General features: G+C 26.3%; 18 protein-coding genes. 17 read left to right on the top strand and 1 reads right to left on the bottom strand.

All coding sequences use genetic code 11. The annotated features are described in order from the left end of the window. Window position 1 precedes the first annotated feature (1 nt). From LXN10_RS01950 to LXN10_RS01895, 12 genes are all read left to right on the top strand, one after another. Window positions 2-1,375 carry a glutamate synthase subunit beta gene (locus tag LXN10_RS01950; protein ID WP_375724282.1) on the top strand — a complete coding sequence of 458 codons (1,374 nt, stop codon included), beginning with the start codon at window positions 2-4 and terminating at the stop codon, window positions 1,373-1,375. 174 nt (window positions 1,376-1,549) lie between these two features. Then, window positions 1,550-1,804, top strand: coding sequence for a YfhL family 4Fe-4S dicluster ferredoxin (locus LXN10_RS01945; protein WP_013136050.1), 255 nt, complete (start codon window positions 1,550-1,552; stop codon window positions 1,802-1,804). Window positions 1,805-1,807: 3 nt separating this feature from the next. After that, on the top strand, window positions 1,808-3,277 hold the full coding sequence (locus LXN10_RS01940; RefSeq protein ID WP_375724281.1) for a Ppx/GppA phosphatase family protein: 1,470 nt from the start codon (window positions 1,808-1,810) through the stop codon (window positions 3,275-3,277). Between the two features lie 3 nt (window positions 3,278-3,280). Further along, window positions 3,281-4,291, top strand: a complete 1,011-nt coding sequence (waaC, locus tag LXN10_RS01935; RefSeq protein ID WP_375724280.1) for a lipopolysaccharide heptosyltransferase I — start codon at window positions 3,281-3,283, stop codon at window positions 4,289-4,291. Then, window positions 4,284-5,174, top strand: a complete 891-nt coding sequence (locus LXN10_RS01930) for a lipid A biosynthesis lauroyl acyltransferase (protein WP_375724279.1) — start codon at window positions 4,284-4,286, stop codon at window positions 5,172-5,174. The genes waaC and LXN10_RS01930 overlap by 8 nt, the downstream gene beginning before the upstream one ends. Continuing rightward, a complete protein-coding gene (locus LXN10_RS01925) occupies window positions 5,155-5,868 on the top strand; it encodes a glycosyltransferase family 2 protein (protein WP_375724278.1) in 714 nt (237 codons plus the stop codon). Before LXN10_RS01930 ends, LXN10_RS01925 begins: the two co-directional genes overlap by 20 nt. Next, on the top strand, window positions 5,865-6,971 hold the full coding sequence (gene rfaQ / locus LXN10_RS01920; protein ID WP_375724277.1) for a putative lipopolysaccharide heptosyltransferase III: 1,107 nt from the start codon (window positions 5,865-5,867) through the stop codon (window positions 6,969-6,971). The genes LXN10_RS01925 and rfaQ overlap by 4 nt, the downstream gene beginning before the upstream one ends. Next, complete coding sequence (locus tag LXN10_RS01915; protein ID WP_375724276.1) at window positions 6,964-8,028, top strand: glycosyltransferase family 4 protein; 1,065 nt, start codon at window positions 6,964-6,966, stop codon at window positions 8,026-8,028. Before rfaQ ends, LXN10_RS01915 begins: the two co-directional genes overlap by 8 nt. Further along, on the top strand, window positions 8,025-8,789 hold the full coding sequence (locus LXN10_RS01910; protein WP_375724275.1) for a polysaccharide deacetylase family protein: 765 nt from the start codon (window positions 8,025-8,027) through the stop codon (window positions 8,787-8,789). Before LXN10_RS01915 ends, LXN10_RS01910 begins: the two co-directional genes overlap by 4 nt. After that, window positions 8,771-9,745 (top strand): glycosyltransferase family 9 protein, encoded by a 975-nt coding sequence (locus LXN10_RS01905; RefSeq protein ID WP_375724274.1) that lies wholly within the window; start codon window positions 8,771-8,773, stop codon window positions 9,743-9,745. The genes LXN10_RS01910 and LXN10_RS01905 overlap by 19 nt, the downstream gene beginning before the upstream one ends. Then, entirely contained in the window at window positions 9,735-10,844 is a 1,110-nt protein-coding gene (locus LXN10_RS01900; protein WP_375724273.1) for a glycosyltransferase family 9 protein, read from the top strand. Before LXN10_RS01905 ends, LXN10_RS01900 begins: the two co-directional genes overlap by 11 nt. Before the next feature lie 24 nt (window positions 10,845-10,868). Continuing rightward, on the top strand, window positions 10,869-11,981 hold the full coding sequence (locus LXN10_RS01895) for a glycosyltransferase (protein ID WP_375724272.1): 1,113 nt from the start codon (window positions 10,869-10,871) through the stop codon (window positions 11,979-11,981). Here the strand turns inward: LXN10_RS01895 and LXN10_RS01890 are convergent. Continuing rightward, window positions 11,944-12,981 carry a glycosyltransferase family 9 protein gene (locus tag LXN10_RS01890; protein ID WP_375724271.1) on the bottom strand — a complete coding sequence of 346 codons (1,038 nt, stop codon included), beginning with the start codon at window positions 12,979-12,981 and terminating at the stop codon, window positions 11,944-11,946. The two genes, LXN10_RS01895 and LXN10_RS01890, sit on opposite strands and share 38 nt — an antisense overlap. 74 nt (window positions 12,982-13,055) lie before the next feature. Between LXN10_RS01890 and LXN10_RS01885 the strand changes: the two genes are divergently transcribed. Genes LXN10_RS01885 through rpmB form a run of 5 tightly spaced genes read left to right on the top strand, consistent with a single transcriptional unit; the run spans window position 13,056 to window position 17,456 of the window. Then, the gene (locus LXN10_RS01885) at window positions 13,056-14,429 is read left to right on the top strand and encodes an O-antigen ligase family protein (RefSeq protein ID WP_375724270.1); all 1,374 of its coding nucleotides are present in this window, start codon (window positions 13,056-13,058) and stop codon (window positions 14,427-14,429) included. Then, window positions 14,392-15,432: a glycosyltransferase family 4 protein gene (locus tag LXN10_RS01880; protein WP_375724269.1), complete on the top strand. Its 1,041-nt coding sequence runs from the start codon at window positions 14,392-14,394 to the stop codon at window positions 15,430-15,432. Before LXN10_RS01885 ends, LXN10_RS01880 begins: the two co-directional genes overlap by 38 nt. Next, window positions 15,416-16,342: a glycosyltransferase family 9 protein gene (locus tag LXN10_RS01875; RefSeq protein WP_375724268.1), complete on the top strand. Its 927-nt coding sequence runs from the start codon at window positions 15,416-15,418 to the stop codon at window positions 16,340-16,342. The genes LXN10_RS01880 and LXN10_RS01875 overlap by 17 nt, the downstream gene beginning before the upstream one ends. Then, on the top strand, window positions 16,335-17,207 hold the full coding sequence (locus LXN10_RS01870; RefSeq protein ID WP_375724267.1) for a glycosyltransferase: 873 nt from the start codon (window positions 16,335-16,337) through the stop codon (window positions 17,205-17,207). The genes LXN10_RS01875 and LXN10_RS01870 overlap by 8 nt, the downstream gene beginning before the upstream one ends. Window positions 17,208-17,267: 60 nt before the next feature. Continuing rightward, the gene (rpmB, locus tag LXN10_RS01865) at window positions 17,268-17,456 is read left to right on the top strand and encodes a 50S ribosomal protein L28 (RefSeq protein ID WP_013136034.1); all 189 of its coding nucleotides are present in this window, start codon (window positions 17,268-17,270) and stop codon (window positions 17,454-17,456) included. Window positions 17,457-17,468 lie beyond the last annotated feature (12 nt).

The following is a 17,468-nucleotide window of genomic DNA, read 5'->3' as shown; positions in this document are numbered from 1 at the left end:
GATGTTAAACTTTACTAAATTTGAAAGAATCAGTCCTGAAAAAAGAGATGTTTTACAAAGATTAAAAGATTTTGGTGAAATATATGAAGTTTTTAGTAATGGAAAAGCAAAAGAGCAATCTGATAGATGTATGCAATGTGGTGACCCATATTGTCATACTGGATGTCCTTTAGGAAACTATATTCCTGCATGGTTAAAACAAACAGCGAATAAAAATTTGGATTTGGCATTTGCCTTATCTAATGAAACATCTCCTTTCCCTGAAATCTTAGGAAGAATTTGTCCTCAAGATGTTCTATGTGAAGGTGCCTGTTCTTTAAATACAGGTCATGGAGCTATTTCAATAGGAGCTATTGAAACTCATATTAGTGAAAAAGCTTTTGAAAAGGGAATGGAACCAAAATATCCAGGAATAACTAGTGATAAAAAAGTTGCAATCATTGGTTCAGGACCAAGTGGTTTATCAGCAGCTACTTTTTTACTAAGACGAGGTATTCAAGTAGAGCTTTTTGAAAGATCTGATAGAGCAGGTGGACTTTTAACTTATGGAATTCCAGGGTTTAAACTTGACAAAACTGTAGTTCAAAGAAGAGTTGAGTGGTTAGTAAAAGCTGGTATGAAATTACATTTAAATTGTGAAATTGGAAAAGATAAATCTGCAAAAGATTTAGAAGAAGAATTTGATGCAATTTATCTTGGAATTGGTTCAACTTTAGGTAACTATACTGGAATTGAGGGTGAAAACTCTTCAAATGTTCATTTAGCAATGGAATTTTTAACAGCTGTTCAAAAAAGAAATTTCGGAAATAAAACTGATGACTTCATTGATGTAACAGATAAAAATGTAGTTGTTATTGGTGGTGGAGATACAGCTATGGACTGTGTAAGAACTTCTGTTAGAGAAGGTGCAAGAACTGTTAAATGCCTTTATAGAAGAGATGAAGCAAATATGCCTGGATCTAAAAAAGAAGTTGTAAATGCAAAAGAAGAGGGTGTAGAATATGTATTTAATGCTTCTCCTAAATCTTTTGTTGTGGAAGATGGGAAAGCTGTTAAAATAGAAGTATTAACTACTTCTATGAGCGAACCAGATGGAACAGGTAGACAAAAAGTTGTAATAAATGAGGGAAGTGAATATTTTGAAGAGGCTGATGTTATAATTTTAGCATTAGGATTTAAACCAGAAGTTCCAACATTTCTAAAAGATTTAAAAATAAAAACTAATTCATGGGGTGGTGTAGAAACAAATAACTATATCACTTCTAATAAAAAAGTTTATGCAGGTGGAGATTGTCAAAGAGGCGCTCACTTAGCTGTAACTGCTTCACTTGATGGAAGAGAAGCAGCGAAAATAATTCTTTCTAAATTTATATAAAAAGAAGAGTAATTTTACTCTTCTTTTTAATCTAATAAATTTTGATTTTTAAAATTATCCTTAAATTTCTTATTTTTAGCAAAACTGTTATTAATATTAGTCTAATTAAAGAAATTTTTAATAAATATTAGGTTATAACTCCATAAATTAATTTTAAAAAATAGGAAGTTTAGTATGTCTTTAATAATCACAGATGAGTGTATCGCTTGCGATGCATGTAGAGAAGAATGTCCTAACATGGCAATTGAAGAGGGTGATCCAATTTATATAATAGATTCTGACAGATGTACTGAATGTGTAGGCCATTATGAAGAGCCTGCGTGTGTTGAAGTTTGTCCAGTTGATTGTATTATAGTTGACCCAGATAACCAAGAAACTATGGAAGAATTGAGATTTAAATATAACCAATTACAGGAAGAAGAGGTATAACAAATGGCTAAGATTACAACTGTTATAGACATTGGGTCTAACTCAATGCGTATGGTTGTAATGCAGAAAAGTAGCCGTTTTGCTTTTCATCTTGTAAATGAAACTAAAGCCAGAGTTAAAATCTCAGAAGGCTCTTATGAAAATGCTGGGAACTTGCAAGAAGTTCCCATGGAAAGAGCATTTAACTCTCTAAAATCTTTCTTAAATATTTCAAAATCTTTAAAATCTAGAAAAATCTTTTGTGTAGCAACTTCTGCTATGAGAGATGCTCCCAATTCAAAAATCTTTGTAAATAGAGTAAAGAATGAATTAGGTTTAGATATTAAAGTAATTGAGGGTACAAAAGAAGCATATTTTGGTGGAGTTGCTGCTCTTAATTTAATAAAAGCTGATGATTTTGTAACTGTGGATATTGGTGGGGGATCGACCGAATTTGCGATAGTTAGAAATAAAAATATAGAGCATGTTTTATCTTTAGATATTGGAACAGTTAGATTAGGGGAACTGTTTTTTTCTAAGGGAGATATGGAAGGTGCTAAAAAATATATTTTAAATAAGCTAGAAGAACTCAAGTCGTGTGGATATGAAATACCAAGTACTGTAATAGGTATTGGTGGAAGTATAAGAGCATTAAGTAAAGTAATTATGAAAAAGAACTATTATCCTTTAGATGTTCTTCATGGTTTTAAATATAATGTAAATTCAAATAGAGATTTATTTGAAACTATATACAATTCAAAGAATAATAATGAGTTAAAACTCTTAGGTGTAAAAAAAGATAGGTTTGACACTATAAAAGAGGGAACTTTTATTTTTTCTACTATTTTAAATGAGTTAAATACACAAGAAGTTGTAACATCTGGAGCAGGTGTAAGAGAAGGTGTTTATTTAACTGATTTATTAAGAAACTCCAATTGTAAATTTCCAAGTAATTTTAATGTAAGTGTTCGAAGTTTACTTGATAGATTTCAAGTTGATGAAAAAACAAGTGCATATTTTGGCTCAAATGCAAGAAAAATATTTGATACATTAAAGCCAATTCATCAACTAGATGATAAATATAGGACCCTATTAGTAATAGCCTCAAAACTGCACTCTATTGGAAATAGTCTGAATTTTTATAAAGGAAATGATAGTACAGCTGATTTTATATTAAATGGCTTGAATTATGATTTTCTACATAGTTCTAGAGTTACAGTTGCACATATTATAAAATTCTCAAAAAAATCATTACCAATGCAAAGAGACATAATCAGACATAAAATGCTTCTACCTCCTTTGGAAACCATGCAATGGCTGTCTTTTATGATATCTTTGAATCTTCTAATTAACAATGACTTATCAGCACCAAAAGTAGAGTATAACTTAAAAGATAGTAAACTATGTATTGATATGGAAAGTGATATTTATCTAGTCAAAAGTGAAATAGATAAATTACAAATGCCAAAGGGCATTAAAATCAAAATAAAGTAGTTTATGAATCAAATTAAGAAGCTTGCAATTGTAAAGCTATCAGCAATGGGTGATATTATTCATGCCATGGTAGCTTTACAATATATAAAAAAGAATTATCCAGATATTTTGATTGATTGGTTTGTAGAAGAGAGTTTCTCACAAGTTTTACAAAATAATCCACATATTAATAATATTTATAGTGTAAATCTAAAATCAATAAAAAAAAATAAACTAGAAATTTTTAATCAAATAAAACTAATAAAAAACTATTCAAAAAACAATTATGACTTAGTAATTGATGCCCAAGGTTTAATTAAATCAGCAATTGTGTCAAGACTTCTAGGAAAGAGTGTTGCAGGTTTTGACAAAAACTCAATAAGAGAAAAGAGTGCTTCACTTTTTTACAATAAAAAAGTATCAATAGCATATGATGAAAATACGATTGATAGAAATGTAAAAGTATTATCTTCTCCTTTAGATTTTGAAATTAGTTCAAAAATGATCTTAGAAAAAGAGCCTTTTTTATTTTATAAAGATGAAAATCCTATTATTTATGATTATTTGGAAAAAGATAAAAAGAATATAGTTTTTGTGATTGGCTCAACTTGGGAAAGTAGAAATTATCCAAAAGAGAAGTTCTTAATAATAGCTAATGAGTTAAAAGAGAATTGTGTTGTAGTTTGGGGTAGCGATAGTGAAAAAGAGAAAGCCTTATGGCTTGAAAATAATTCTAAGTTTATAAAAGTTTTGCCAAAAATAAATCTTAATAGTTTAAAAGCATTTATCTCAAAATCAGATTTATTAATAGGAAATGATACTGGGCCTACACACATGGCATGGGCTTTTAATATTCCATCTATAACTATTTTTGGTCCAACACCTATTAATAGGATTTATCAAACTTCAATAAATAAAATAGTAAAATCTAATAGTAAAGTAAATCATTTCAAATTAGATAAAAATGATTTTTCAATTAGAGAAATTGATGAAAATATTATTATAGAAGAGGCAAAGAATTTATTAAATGGATAGTATTTATCTTGGGTTATTTTATACATTTAGATTTATAACACTATATACTCCTAAGTGTATTATGGATTTTATTTTAAAATCAGGAGCAATATTTTTTTATACTATAGATAAAAAACATAGAAAAATTGCTAAAGCAAATTTAGACCTTGCTTATGAAGATAAAATAAGTGAAGATGAAAAAATTAATATTATAAAAGGGTGTTATAAAAACTTAATTTATACTCTTGCTGATTTTATTAGAAATCAAGGTGCAACAAAAGAGGAAGTACTAAATAAGGTAAGCTTTAAAAATGAAGATTTATTAACAAGTCTTATTAAGCAGAATAGAAAAATTATTATCATGACTGCTCATTATGGGAATTGGGAGCTTTTATCATTGGCAATTGCTGCTAAACTTACTCCTTTATCTATAGTAGGAAGAGACTTAGAAAGTGAAGTGATGAATAAAATCTTAACTAAAAATAGAGAGCAGTTTGATGTAGAACTATTAAGTAAAAGTGGTGCTATGAAAGGTATGTTAACAGCTTTGAAAAAAAATAGACCAGTTGGGATTTTAGTTGATCAAAATACAAAAAATGAAGAGGGTATTTTAATAGATTTTTTTGGTAAAAAAGCAAGACATACTCCAAGTGCTGCAGTTTTAGCAAAAAAATTTAATGCAGTTATTATCCCTGCGTTTATAAAATCACTTGATAATGAGAAATATGAAATAGAGTTTTATGAATCATTTGAAGTAGCAAACAGTGAAGATAAAGAAAAAGATATTTTAGAGTGTGTTCAAAAGCAAGCAGATATTACAGAAGAAGTAATAAAAAGCAAACCAAATGAATGGTTTTGGTTACATAAAAGATGGAAGAATCAGTATGAACACATCTATAAATAAACTTTCAATAGTAATAATTACAAAAAATGAAGAGAAATTTATAGGTGATGCTATAAAGTCATCTTTATTTGCAGATGAAGTATTAATACTTGATAGTGGTTCTAATGACAATACTTGTAAGATTGCAAGTGAATTAGGTGCTAAGGTTTTTGAAGAAGAGTGGAGAGGTTTTGGTGCTCAAAAAAATCGAGCAATTGAACTTGCATCTTATGATTGGGTCTTTGTTTTAGATAGTGATGAAAGAATCACAAAAGAATTAAGAAATGAGATTTTAAAAACTTTAGAAACCCCTAGTGCCAATGGATATTTTGTTGCAAGATTAAATAACTTCTTTGGAAAAAATATTAAAACATGTGGTCTTTATCCTGATTATTCAATCAGACTTTTTAATAGAAAATTTGGAAAGTTTAATGAAGTACCTGTTCATGAAAGTGTTCAACTTCAAACAAAAGCAGGATATTTAAAAAATCATATGATTCATCTAGCGTATGAAAATATTGATGAGTTTATATCTAAACAAAATAGATATTCGACACTTAATCATAAGAAAAAATCTATTTTAAAAGCAATTATAAATCCATATTGGACATTTTTTAAACTTTATATTTTAAAGCAAGGTTTTAAAGATGGTTGGCATGGGTTTGTAATATCAAAACTATATGCACAATATACTTTTTGGAAATATATAAAATGAATAAAATAAATCCTAAAAGAATTTTAGTAATGAAGTTTAGAAATATTGGAGATGTACTTCTTACTACACCTTTAATAAAAAATCTAAGATTTAATTTTCCAGATGCTATTATTGATATTGCAGTTAATAAAGGCTGCGAAGAAATGGTAACTTTAAATCCAAATATAAATGAAACAATTATTTATGATAGAGCTAAGATAAAAAAATATTCACCAATTAAGAGAATAGTTGAAGAGATAAAGTTTGCTTTTTCAATAAGAAGTAAATCATATGATATGGTTATTAATACAACCGAAGGTGATAGAGGAGCTCAGTTAGCTCTTTTAAGTGGGGCAAAAATAAAAGTTGGATATCCCGGTGGCAAAAATATTCTTACTAAAAATGTATTTACAAACTATTTACCAAAACAAGAATTTAGACACACTTTAGAGATGGATTTAGATATATTAAGAGAGTTTGATTTAGATATAAAAGAAAAAAAAGTAGAAATATTTTGGTCAAAAGAAGATGAAAAAAAAGTAGATGATATATTAAAAAAAGAAAATATAGAAATTAAAAACTTTATTCATATTCATGCAGTTTCAAGATGGATGTTTAAATGCATAAATGATGTAATAATGGCAAAAATCATTGATTATTGTGAGAGTGAATTAAATGTAAAAGTTCTTTTAACAGCAGCTCCTGTGTCACAAGAAATAGATAGATTAAATAATATCTTATCATTTTGTAAAACTAATCCAATAAATTTATCAGGAAAATTTACATTAAAACAAACTGCTTGTTTAAATAAAAAATCAAAAATATTTATAGGTGTTGATACTTCAATAATGCATATAAGCGCTGCAAATAATGTACCTGTGCTGGCTTTTTTTGGACCAAGCGGAACAGATCATTGGGGACCTTGGGATAATGACATGATGGAAAGTGGATATACAAAGAGAAATGGCTTTCAAACTATGGGAAAGCATAGAGTAATAGCAGAATCAAGAGATTGTCAACCATGTGGAAAAGATGGCTGTGATGGAACTAAAATCAGTGATTGTCTGATGAATTTAGATTTTGAATTTATTAAGAAAAATATTAATGAGATGGTAAATGATTAACATACTAGAAATGGAAAGCTCAAAAGGTTGGGGTGGACAAGAAAAAAGGACAGTAAGAGTTGTCAATAATTTGCCAGAAGATGAATATAGAGTTTTTTGGGCTGTTGAAGAAAATAGTACTTTATATAAAAATAGAGAAGAAGTAAATGGTGAATTTTTTACTTTTAAGTTAAATAAGATTTATAATTTAAAAACAATTTATTTTTTATGTAAATTTATAAAAAAAAATAAAATAGATATTATTTCTACGCATTCAGGGAAAGACTCATGGATAGGAAATATTGTAGGCTTACTTACTAATACAAGTGTTATCAGAGTACGACATCTTATTTTACCTATAAAAGGGCCTTATAGTTATAATTTAACAACAAAAGTTGTTACAGTAAGTAATCAAGTAAAAGAGTATCTCTCTTCTATGGGTGTACATGACAATAAATTAGTTAATATTTATACTGGAATAGATACTAATAAATTTTCTCCAAATAAAAATTATGATTTAAGAACAGAATTAAATTTATCAAGTAGTATTTTACTTGTTGGAGTTGTTGCTGTATTAAGAGATGCAAAAAGACATATGGCTTTGATAAAAGCATTTTCAAAAATAAAAAATATAGATGTTAAGTTGGTTATTGTAGGAGAAGGTCCTATGAAAGAAAGAATTGAGAACTGTATTAAAGAAAATAATGTAGAAAATAGAGTTATTATGTTGGGACATAGAAATGATGTTGAAAATCTACTGCCAAACTTTGATTTGTTTTGTTTAGCGTCTAGACATGAAGCCTTGGGTACTTCTTTACTTGAAGCACAATCATGTGGAGTACCTGTTTTGGGAAGTAATGTTGGTGGAATTCCAGAAGCTTTAGAAGATGGGAAAACTGGATATTTATTTGATGACTTTAAGATGTTAGAAAAACAACTAAAAGAGTTATTAGAAGATAATATAAAAAGAGAGAATTTCTCTAAAAATGCAAGAGAGTTTATTCTTAAATGTTTTTCAGTTGAGAAAATGATGGAAGATACAACAAAACTGTATAAAGAACTTGTGGATAAATTATGAGTGTTCCTGTATTAATGTATCATCATATACTTTCACAAGATAGTTTTATAGCTAGTAGTGTGAAGAACTTTGATGCTCAAATGAAATATTTGAATGAAAATGGATGGAAATCATTAACATCAAATGAATTTTATTTGTATAAACAAGGAAAACTAAAAGTTCCAAAAAAGTCTCTACTTATAACATTTGATGATGGATGGAGAGATAATTTTATTTATGCTTATCCAATTTTAAAAAAGTATAATTTAAAGGCAACCCTTTTTGTAGTTACTCAATGGATAGAAAAATCTTCAAATGACATTGAATCAGAATATATAGAAAAAAAACATAACGAATGTAAAAAGCTTGTACAAATAAATCCAAGAGCTGTTTTATGTACATGGAGTGAATTGAAAAGCATGAAAGATGTATTTGATATTCACTCACACACTCATACACACTATGATGAATATTTTGGGAAAACTTCTTTAAAAGAAGAGATGACTAAATCACAAGAATTGATTCGTACACAATTAGGATTTGAGGATACTCAATTATGTTGGCCTAGGGGAAAATACTCACATAAATCAATAGAAATTGCAGTTAATGCAAAATTTGATATTATGTACACTACTAAAAGAGGTATTAATCTTCCAGATAATAATCTTTTGGAAATTAAAAGAATAGCAGTTAAAAAAGATGATAAGTGGTTGAAAAAGAATCTTTTTATATACTCAAATAAGTTTATTGGGAAAATTTACTCATGGATAAAACCAGAATGATTGATTTAAGAGAAAAAAAAATATTATTAGTAAGAAATGACAATGTTGGTGATTTAATTTGTACAACACCTGCAATTGAAGCTTTAAGAAAAAAATATCCGAATAATCAAATAGATATTGTTGTTAATTCATATAATTATGATGCAATTTATAATAATCCTTTTATTAATAAAATTTATTGTTACACAAAACCAAAACATAAAAAATCTTTTTTGAATAAAATAAGTGCAGCTATTGGCAAGTTAAAAATGCTTATAAATATTTACAAAGAGAAATATGATGCAGTTATCATTTTTAGAGGTGGATATTCAAAATCAGCAGAAATATTTTCAAATATAACTAAAGCTCAATATAGAGTTGGTGTTAAAGATCCTAAAGGGCGTGATAACTTAAATATTAATGTTGTAACTAATGAATTACAACACGAAGTTGAGTTTTGTATGAACTGCTTATATGAGTTTGGTATAGAATACAATAATGAAAAAACTCTTTATTTTATTGATGAAAGTTTGGCTAATCAATATCTTGAGTACAATGAACATATTTTATTTCATATCTCTTCAAGAATTGAAAATAATCAATATTCAAATGAAAACTTTTTAAAAATATTTAATGCTTTAAAAGATAAAAATATCTTAGTCACTGCAGAACCTGATAATTTTCATAATGCAGAATATTTAGAAACACATAGCCATGCTAAGTTTATTAAAACTAAATCTTTACAAGATTTAGGTGGATTGATTAAAAATGTTAAATTATTTGTTACATTAGATGGTGGTGCAATGCATTTAGGGCCAGCAGTTGGCACTAAAACAATATCAATTAGTGGTAAAACTAATATGAATAAATGGTATCCTTGGGGATATAAGGATTTAGTTATACAAGATGAAAGTAAAATAGCAAATAACATACCTTTTGCTAAAATTGTAGAAATGGTTATAAATAATGAAAATTAGTTTTTATGAACTTGTAATTGATTTTTTATTAAAAAAATATTCTCATGCAAAAAAGTATAAACTTTTGCCTATAGATGAAATTGAGACTATTGTAGTTTATTCAAACACTGCAATTGGTGATACTTTATTTAATACACCTGTTTTTAGAAGTTTAAAAGAAAATTTTCCTCAAAAGAAAATAATTGCTATTTTCAATCCTACTAATTATAAACTATTTGAAAATAATCCTTATATTGATGATTTTATACTATATGATGGAAGATGGAAGAGTTTTTTCTCAATATTGAGAATTTTAAGAAAAATTAAAATTGATTTATCATTAATACTTCATTCTAATGAACCACAAGCAACACCTTTGTCAATTTTATCTAACTCAAAATATATTATCAAAATACCAAATGATAAAAATAAATATCATTTATTTCATAACAATGAACAACTTTCATATTACGGCGATAGACATGGGATATATGATAGATTGAGAACATTAGAGTACTTAGGTATCTATGAAAAAAAAACCAGTATGGAACTTTTTATTGAAGAAGAAAATATTTTAGAAGTTGAAAGAAAATTAATTGAGTTAGGAATCGATACAACTTATGATAAATTAATTGGTTTTCAAATAGGGGCTTCAAACCTTAGTAGAATGTGGTTTGAAGAAAACTGGATTAAATTAGGGAAAAAACTTTTAGAAAATAATGAAAACTTAAAAATTATATTGACTGGTGCACCTAATGAAAGAGAGATGACTCAAAGAGTTTTTGAGGGAATTAATAGTACAAGAGTATTTAATTTAGCTGGTGAGTTTAATATAAAGTCAGCAGCAGGATTAATTGAAAAATGTGATTTATTAATAACTCCTGATACTGGTCCTTTGCATATTGCGGCTGCTTTAAATACTCCTACAATTGCTTTTTTTGTTGTTGCTCAATGGTATGGCTCAAATCCTTGTTTTAATGAACATCAACACTTATATATACAAAAAGAAAAAACTTGTACACCTTGTATTGGAAAAACTTGTAAATATCAAGAATGTATGCTCCAAATAACAGTTGATGAGGTTCTAAAAAAAGTTTATGAACTTTGTAGTTTAAAATAATGATAGGAATAGAAAAGTTATAAAATGAAGAATATTTTATTTGTAGATACTGGGTTTGAATATGGAGGTGGGACTAAAAGCTTTTTATATTTACTTGAAGGGCTTACACATAGTCAGGCTAAGTATAAAATTTCAGTTTTTTTTGAGCATAATTACCAAATAAGTGATAGTATTAAAATAAATGATTACTTAAAACAATTTAACGTCAATATTATTCAAAATAACTTTTCAAAAGAAAAAATAACAAAGTGGGAAAAAGAGTTATATAGACTGATTTCTAAAGAGTATTTATATAAAAAAGAGTTTAACTCAAAATTGTCATTTGCTAGAAAAATTTTAATGTTAGAGAAATTTGATTTGATACACCTAAATAATCATTTTGGAACAAACTTAGAATATATTTTAGAAGCAAATAAATTGAAGTTACCAGTAATTCAGCATTTACGAAAAAATTCATTTTTAAATAAATTTCAAATTGAAACACTAAAGAGTTTAAAATTTAATACTATTAGTGTTTCTAAATCAACCTATGAATTTTATAATCTGCAAATACCAATTGATGAGAATATTATTTATAATCCTTTTCCATTTGAAAAAGATATTCAACATATTAATAGTAAAGAAATTAAAATTTTGATGCCTGCTAATTATTTGGAAAATAAAGGACATAAACTAGTTTTTGAAGCTTTAAGTAAAGTAAATCGTAATGATATTAAACTTTATCTTGCAGGAACAGGAAAATTTAATAGCAAAACAGAAATAGAAAAAAATGAATTAATTAAAAAAAATAGAGTCGTTGAACTTGGATTTATTGAAAATTTAAGAGAACACTATTTAAACAGCGATTTTATTATTTCTTTCTCTGAAAATGAAGGTTTACCACGTGTAGTAATTGAAGGGATTTTGTATGGATGTTCAATTATTACTTCTAATTATAAAGTAAGTTATGAAATACAAAGTCTTTTAGAAGATAAATCTAAATATACTATTATAAAAAGAGATGCAAAAATACTATTGGATTTATTTACTCGACTTGAGAAAGTAGATGAATATAGAGTAGATTGTAATATTCAAAGTAATTTTTCTTTAGATACTTATATTAAGAAGATTGAAAGTCTTTATAAAGAGATTCTATAAATCTTAATATTAGTTCTTCTTGTTTTTTAGTTATGCTATATAGTTCTTCAGTATTTCCATTATATGGTGCTTTAAATATAAATGAATAAGGTACATAAGGAGAATTTGATTCAATGATTAATACATTTTTACCAATAGGATGTTGTTCTTTCATATAACATGGTCCTGCAAAGTTTATTAAAGGGATATTAAATGTATCAGCAATATAACTATTCCCCGTATCACTTGAAATATAAAGATTCATTTTTGAAATAGTTGATGGTAGTTCCTCTAAAGGTATTTTACCTAATAATGAAATTGTATTTAATTTATCTAGATTGTATGTTTTATTAATTTCCTTTAATTCTTTTTCTTCAGAGTCTAGTCCAAAAATAAAAATGTTATGATTTAATTTTTCTATAATATTGAATATTTTAATCCAAGTTTTTATGTCAATGGTTTTTAATTTATTCCCTGCTGTTAAACTTATTCCTATGTTAAATTTGTTTTTACCGATTAAGTTATTTTTTGATTCTAATAAAGGTAGTTGAATTATTTTTTTAAACTCTTTATGCGTGTAATTTTGATTAATTAATTTTAAATAAGAATCTAAAGTTAAATCATTAATTGTATGTATGATTTTTTTTATGCCAAGTGATAAGATTTTCGTATACCACTTATTAGAATAAGTAGATAATGTGACTTTGTTTTTTGAAAAACTCATTTTTCCTAAGAACAAATTAAAGCTATTCGGCATAACAATATATACATTATCGTAATTATTTTTAAAAATAATAAAGGCAAGTTTTAACTTTTTAAAAAAGTTATTTTTATAATCGTTAATAAAGTAGACATCTTTTATTCTTGTGTCATATAATGCAAATGAAGAATTTATTTTATCAATAATTAAATCAGTATTCTTTATTGCATCAAACATAATAGAAGTATTAACATAATCACCAATTTTAGCTGTTTGAATAATAAGATTATTTGATATAGCTGATTTCCTAAAAAGTGACATTAAAGACATTAACGGAAATAAAAGTAAATATATAATAAAATAAAACATTATAATTTATTCACTAAAGGTTTTTTTTGAAATATAATTTTTTTAATCATACATTATTTTACCATTTTGTTTCTTATAGTTTATTTTGTTATTTATTTGTTCTTCCAATACCTCATACAAATTCATTAAGGTATTTATTTTTTTCTCTACTTCTTTTAAGTAGTGCTTTTTTGTATTACAAGAACAAAATTTTTCTTTTTGGAATTTTTAGAACTAAAGATTTTAAACGCATTAAATATTTATACTTTTTATTAACTGTTTGGCTTATTCTTGGAGCTGCATTTATTAGTGAAAACCCTCATTATTCATTTAGTGAAATAAAAGGGCAATGGATAAATCCTCTTTTGTCATTTTTTATAGGATTTGTATTACTTGTTAGCGTGCATAATATAAATAATCAAGCTTTTAATAAAAAAGATTTACTTTATATTATCTTATTAGCATTATTAATACATATAGTATATTTAAACTTATTTGAATTTAGATATTTTATTGATAATAAGACAATAGTAACAAGAATTAGTGGATTAGCAGAGGGACCAGATAGAGCTAATATGCTTACTAATACTTTGTTGAGTTTATTAATGGTAGAAGTTATATATAGATTTAGAATCAAAAATAAGATTTTACCTATTAATAATTTTTTATTAACTATATTTCTAGTTATGACTATTTTGAGTTCCGCTTTTGAAGGAATGAGAAATGGTGTTGTTGCTTTACTTTTTTTAACTACATCATCTATATTTTTCATTTTCTACAAAAAGAATATAAATAAAAAAATTAAGCTATTAATTTCCATATTACTTTTATTCTTTCTATCATTACCTTTTGCTTATAATATACAACATGATAAAAGATGGAATAGTTTAATTGAAACAATACCAATAGCTTTAGATATAGATAATAATCTTTATTGGTTAGATAAATTAAAATATAAAGTGCCAAAATTAAAAAATGGTGAGCCTGTTAATGATTCAAATTATTCTAGAATTGCTTGGTTTAAAGCTGGATTATTAATGTCAATAAAAGATCCAATGGGAATTGGTTATCAACGAAATAGTTTCGAAGTAGCTTTAAAGAACAACTATGGACCCAATCATGCAAATTCTCATGCACATAGTAGTTTAATAGAATGGTTATTAGCCATGGGATATATTGGTGTTATTTTGTGCATAATGATTCTTTTTTATATTATATTCTTATGCATAAAGTATTTTATAAAGTATGAAAGTTATTTCTCAATATTTTTATTCTTTACTATGGTTGGTACGGCATCACGTGCTGTCGTTGATACTAATATGAGAGATCACATGTTTCTAACTTTTATGTTTATTGTTGGACTTTCTTTAGCAGGAATGTATTTTGATAAAAAAAAATTTAATATTAATCCGTGCCAATAAAACAAAGTTTGGAGGAGCTGAAGTTTATCTTTCTAGATTATCTTCCTCTCTAAAAAGTTTAAATATAGAGCACGAATTAGTTCACTCTTCTATTCCAAAATTTTTGCCTTCATGGCTTAGGGTACTTTTATTTAATAATCAAGTATGTAAAAATAAAAAAGATAACTTTTATTTTTCCTTGGAGAGAATTGCTTGTCCTGATATTTATCGGGCTGGAGATGGTGTTCATAAAGTTTTTCTTTCTATTGAAAAAAAATCAAAAATAAATTTACTTCATAAGGTTTATTTGTCTTTGGAAAAAAAATGTTTTGAGAATGCTAAAAAAATTATTGCAAATTCTCAAATGATAAAAAAACAGATAATTGATACATATGATATTCTTCCATCAAAGATTGAAGTTATTTACAACGGAATCAATTTAGTAAAACCAGATTTTAAAAACTCCTTTGAAAAACTTTCAAAAGAGTTTGATATAAAAAAAGAAGAAAAGATTTTGCTTTATGTGGGAAGTGGTTTTAAGAGAAAAGGTGTGGAAGAGTTTCTTGAAATATTTTCAAAAATAAAAAATAAAAAATCTAGAGCATTTATTATAGGTAAAGAAAAAAAGATATCTTATTATAAGAATTTGACGAAAAATTTGGGAATAAGTGAAAAAGTAATTTTCACAGGTCCAAGAGATGATGTATCTGATTTTTATACAATAAGTGATATATTTTTATTTCCAACTAGATATGAACCTTTTTCGAATGTTATTCTTGAAGCAATGAGTTTTTCAAATGTAGTAATTACAACAAAACAAAATGGTGCTCATGAAATTTTAAAAGATGAATTTATAATGAATAACTCAAAAGATTATTTAATAGTTAAAAGAATAGATGAACTATTAGAAAACCAAGAGAAAATGAATAAAATAAAAGCTCAAAATTTAGAGATAGTAAAAAACTTCTCAATTGAAAAAAATGTTGAACAAACTTTGAAAGTGATAAATGAAGTTATTAATTGAACTACCAACTTGGCTTGGTGATGCTATTATGGCAACTCCTGCTATTGAAAATCTTTTAAATCATTATCCCAAGGCAAATGTTACTATTTTGGGTTCTTTTGTTGCTACATTAGTTTTTAAAAACCATCCAAGAGTTGATAATATAGTTGTAGATGAAACAAAAAAGAAAAGAAATCGTTATGTGGCTTTATATAAGTTATCAAAAGAGATTGGTAAGTTTGATATGTCTATTAGCTTTCGAAGTTCTTTTTCTACAAAGTTATTTTTATTTTTTGTAGGCTCACCTAAAAGATTTAGATATAAAAAAATAAAAAAGCATATGCATCAAGTTTTAAAATATAATGAATTTATAAATAAAGTTTTAAAACAAAAAAATGAAGTAGGGGACTTAAAACTTTATTATAAACCGTTTGAATACAAAAAACCTACATTAGGAATAAATCCAGGAGCTACTTATGGAAGTGCAAAAAGATGGTATCCCCAAGAGTTTGCAAAGGTAGCCATAAATTTAGCTTCAAAATATGACATTGTTATTTTTGGAGGTTCTGGTGAAGTTGATATTGCGAGAGATATTGAAGAATTATTAAAGAATAGTGGAATATCAAACTATCAAAATTTAGCTGGTAAAACTACAGTTTCTGAATTAATTGAAAAAATTGCAGGATTAGATATCTTTATCACAAATGATTCTGGACCTATGCATATTGCCGCAGCTTTCAAAGTACAAACATACAGTATCTTTGGACCTACAAGGTACAAAGAGACAAATCAATGGAATAATCCAAATGAGCATATCATTACTAAAAACTTAGATTGTGCCCCTTGCATGAAAAGGGTATGTCCACTAGGTCATCATGATTGCATGAAACTAATCAAAGCAGAAGATGTATTAAAGGTGATAAATGAATAAAAATATATCTATTTATTATAAATTAAAAAATGTACTTATTGAAGAACTTCTAAAAGATGAAAATATAAGTCTATATAAAAAACAATCTATTTTTCAAAAGATTACTTTCAAGGCTAAAACTTTTCCTGATGTCTATTTTCATAATGGTTTTTTAGATGAAGAAGCTATTGAGATGATTGAAAATGCTAAAAAAACTATTGTTAATTCATACACGATGAAGATAGAGATAATAAAAACTTGTAAGATAACAAATGATAAAGTAGAGGTCATTTACCCAACTATTATATCTACTTATCTTAAGCCAAAAGATTCAAAAGAGATTTTGTTTAAAGAGTTTAATATTGATAAAAAAGATAAAATTATTCTTTTTCATTCTAAAAACTTGTTAAAAAATGGTGTTTTAGAATTTCTTGATATTTTAGCTTCTTTAAGTAATGATAACTATAAAGCAATAATTGCAGGGAGCAAAAACCAAATCTATTCTTTAAAGTTTAAATTTACAAAGTACAATTTAGATGATAAGGTTATATTTGTAGAAGATTATAAAAATATTGATTTGTTATATAGTGCTGCTGATATTTTTATTTTACCAACATATGTAAAAGCCTTTTCATCAAATGTTCTACGAGCTATGTTCTTTAAAACAGCTGTTTTTGTAAGTGCTAATAGTGCCTCTAAAGAAGTTATTGATATATTTTCAACTATGGATTCTCCCACTGATAGATCAATGCAGTTCAAAGTTGAAGCTTTGTTATCAAATAAAGATGAACTAAAAAATATCAAAAAAACCAATAAAGAGAGTTGTTCTGAGTTTTTATTTGATATTCAATTTCGAAGAATAAAAGAGATAGTTTTCAATATTTAAATTAAACTTAAGATAAAAAAGATATAATTCGCAGATATTTTGAAAACAGAAGGAAAAATAATGTCAAGAAGATGTGCAATATCTGGAAAAGGACCTATGTCTGGAAACAACGTAAGTCATGCTAAAAACAGAACAAAAAGAAGATTTTTACCTAACTTAAGAACTGTAAGAGTTACTTTAGATGATGGTACTACACAAAAGATTAAAATATCGGCAAAAGAGTTAAGAACTCTTAAGAAAAACTCATAATAGAGGCACTAA

Source organism: Arcobacter iocasae (assembly GCF_042214795.1).
GTDB lineage: Bacteria > Campylobacterota > Campylobacteria > Campylobacterales > Arcobacteraceae > Arcobacter > Arcobacter iocasae.
This window is presented reverse-complemented; position numbering and strand designations above follow the sequence as displayed.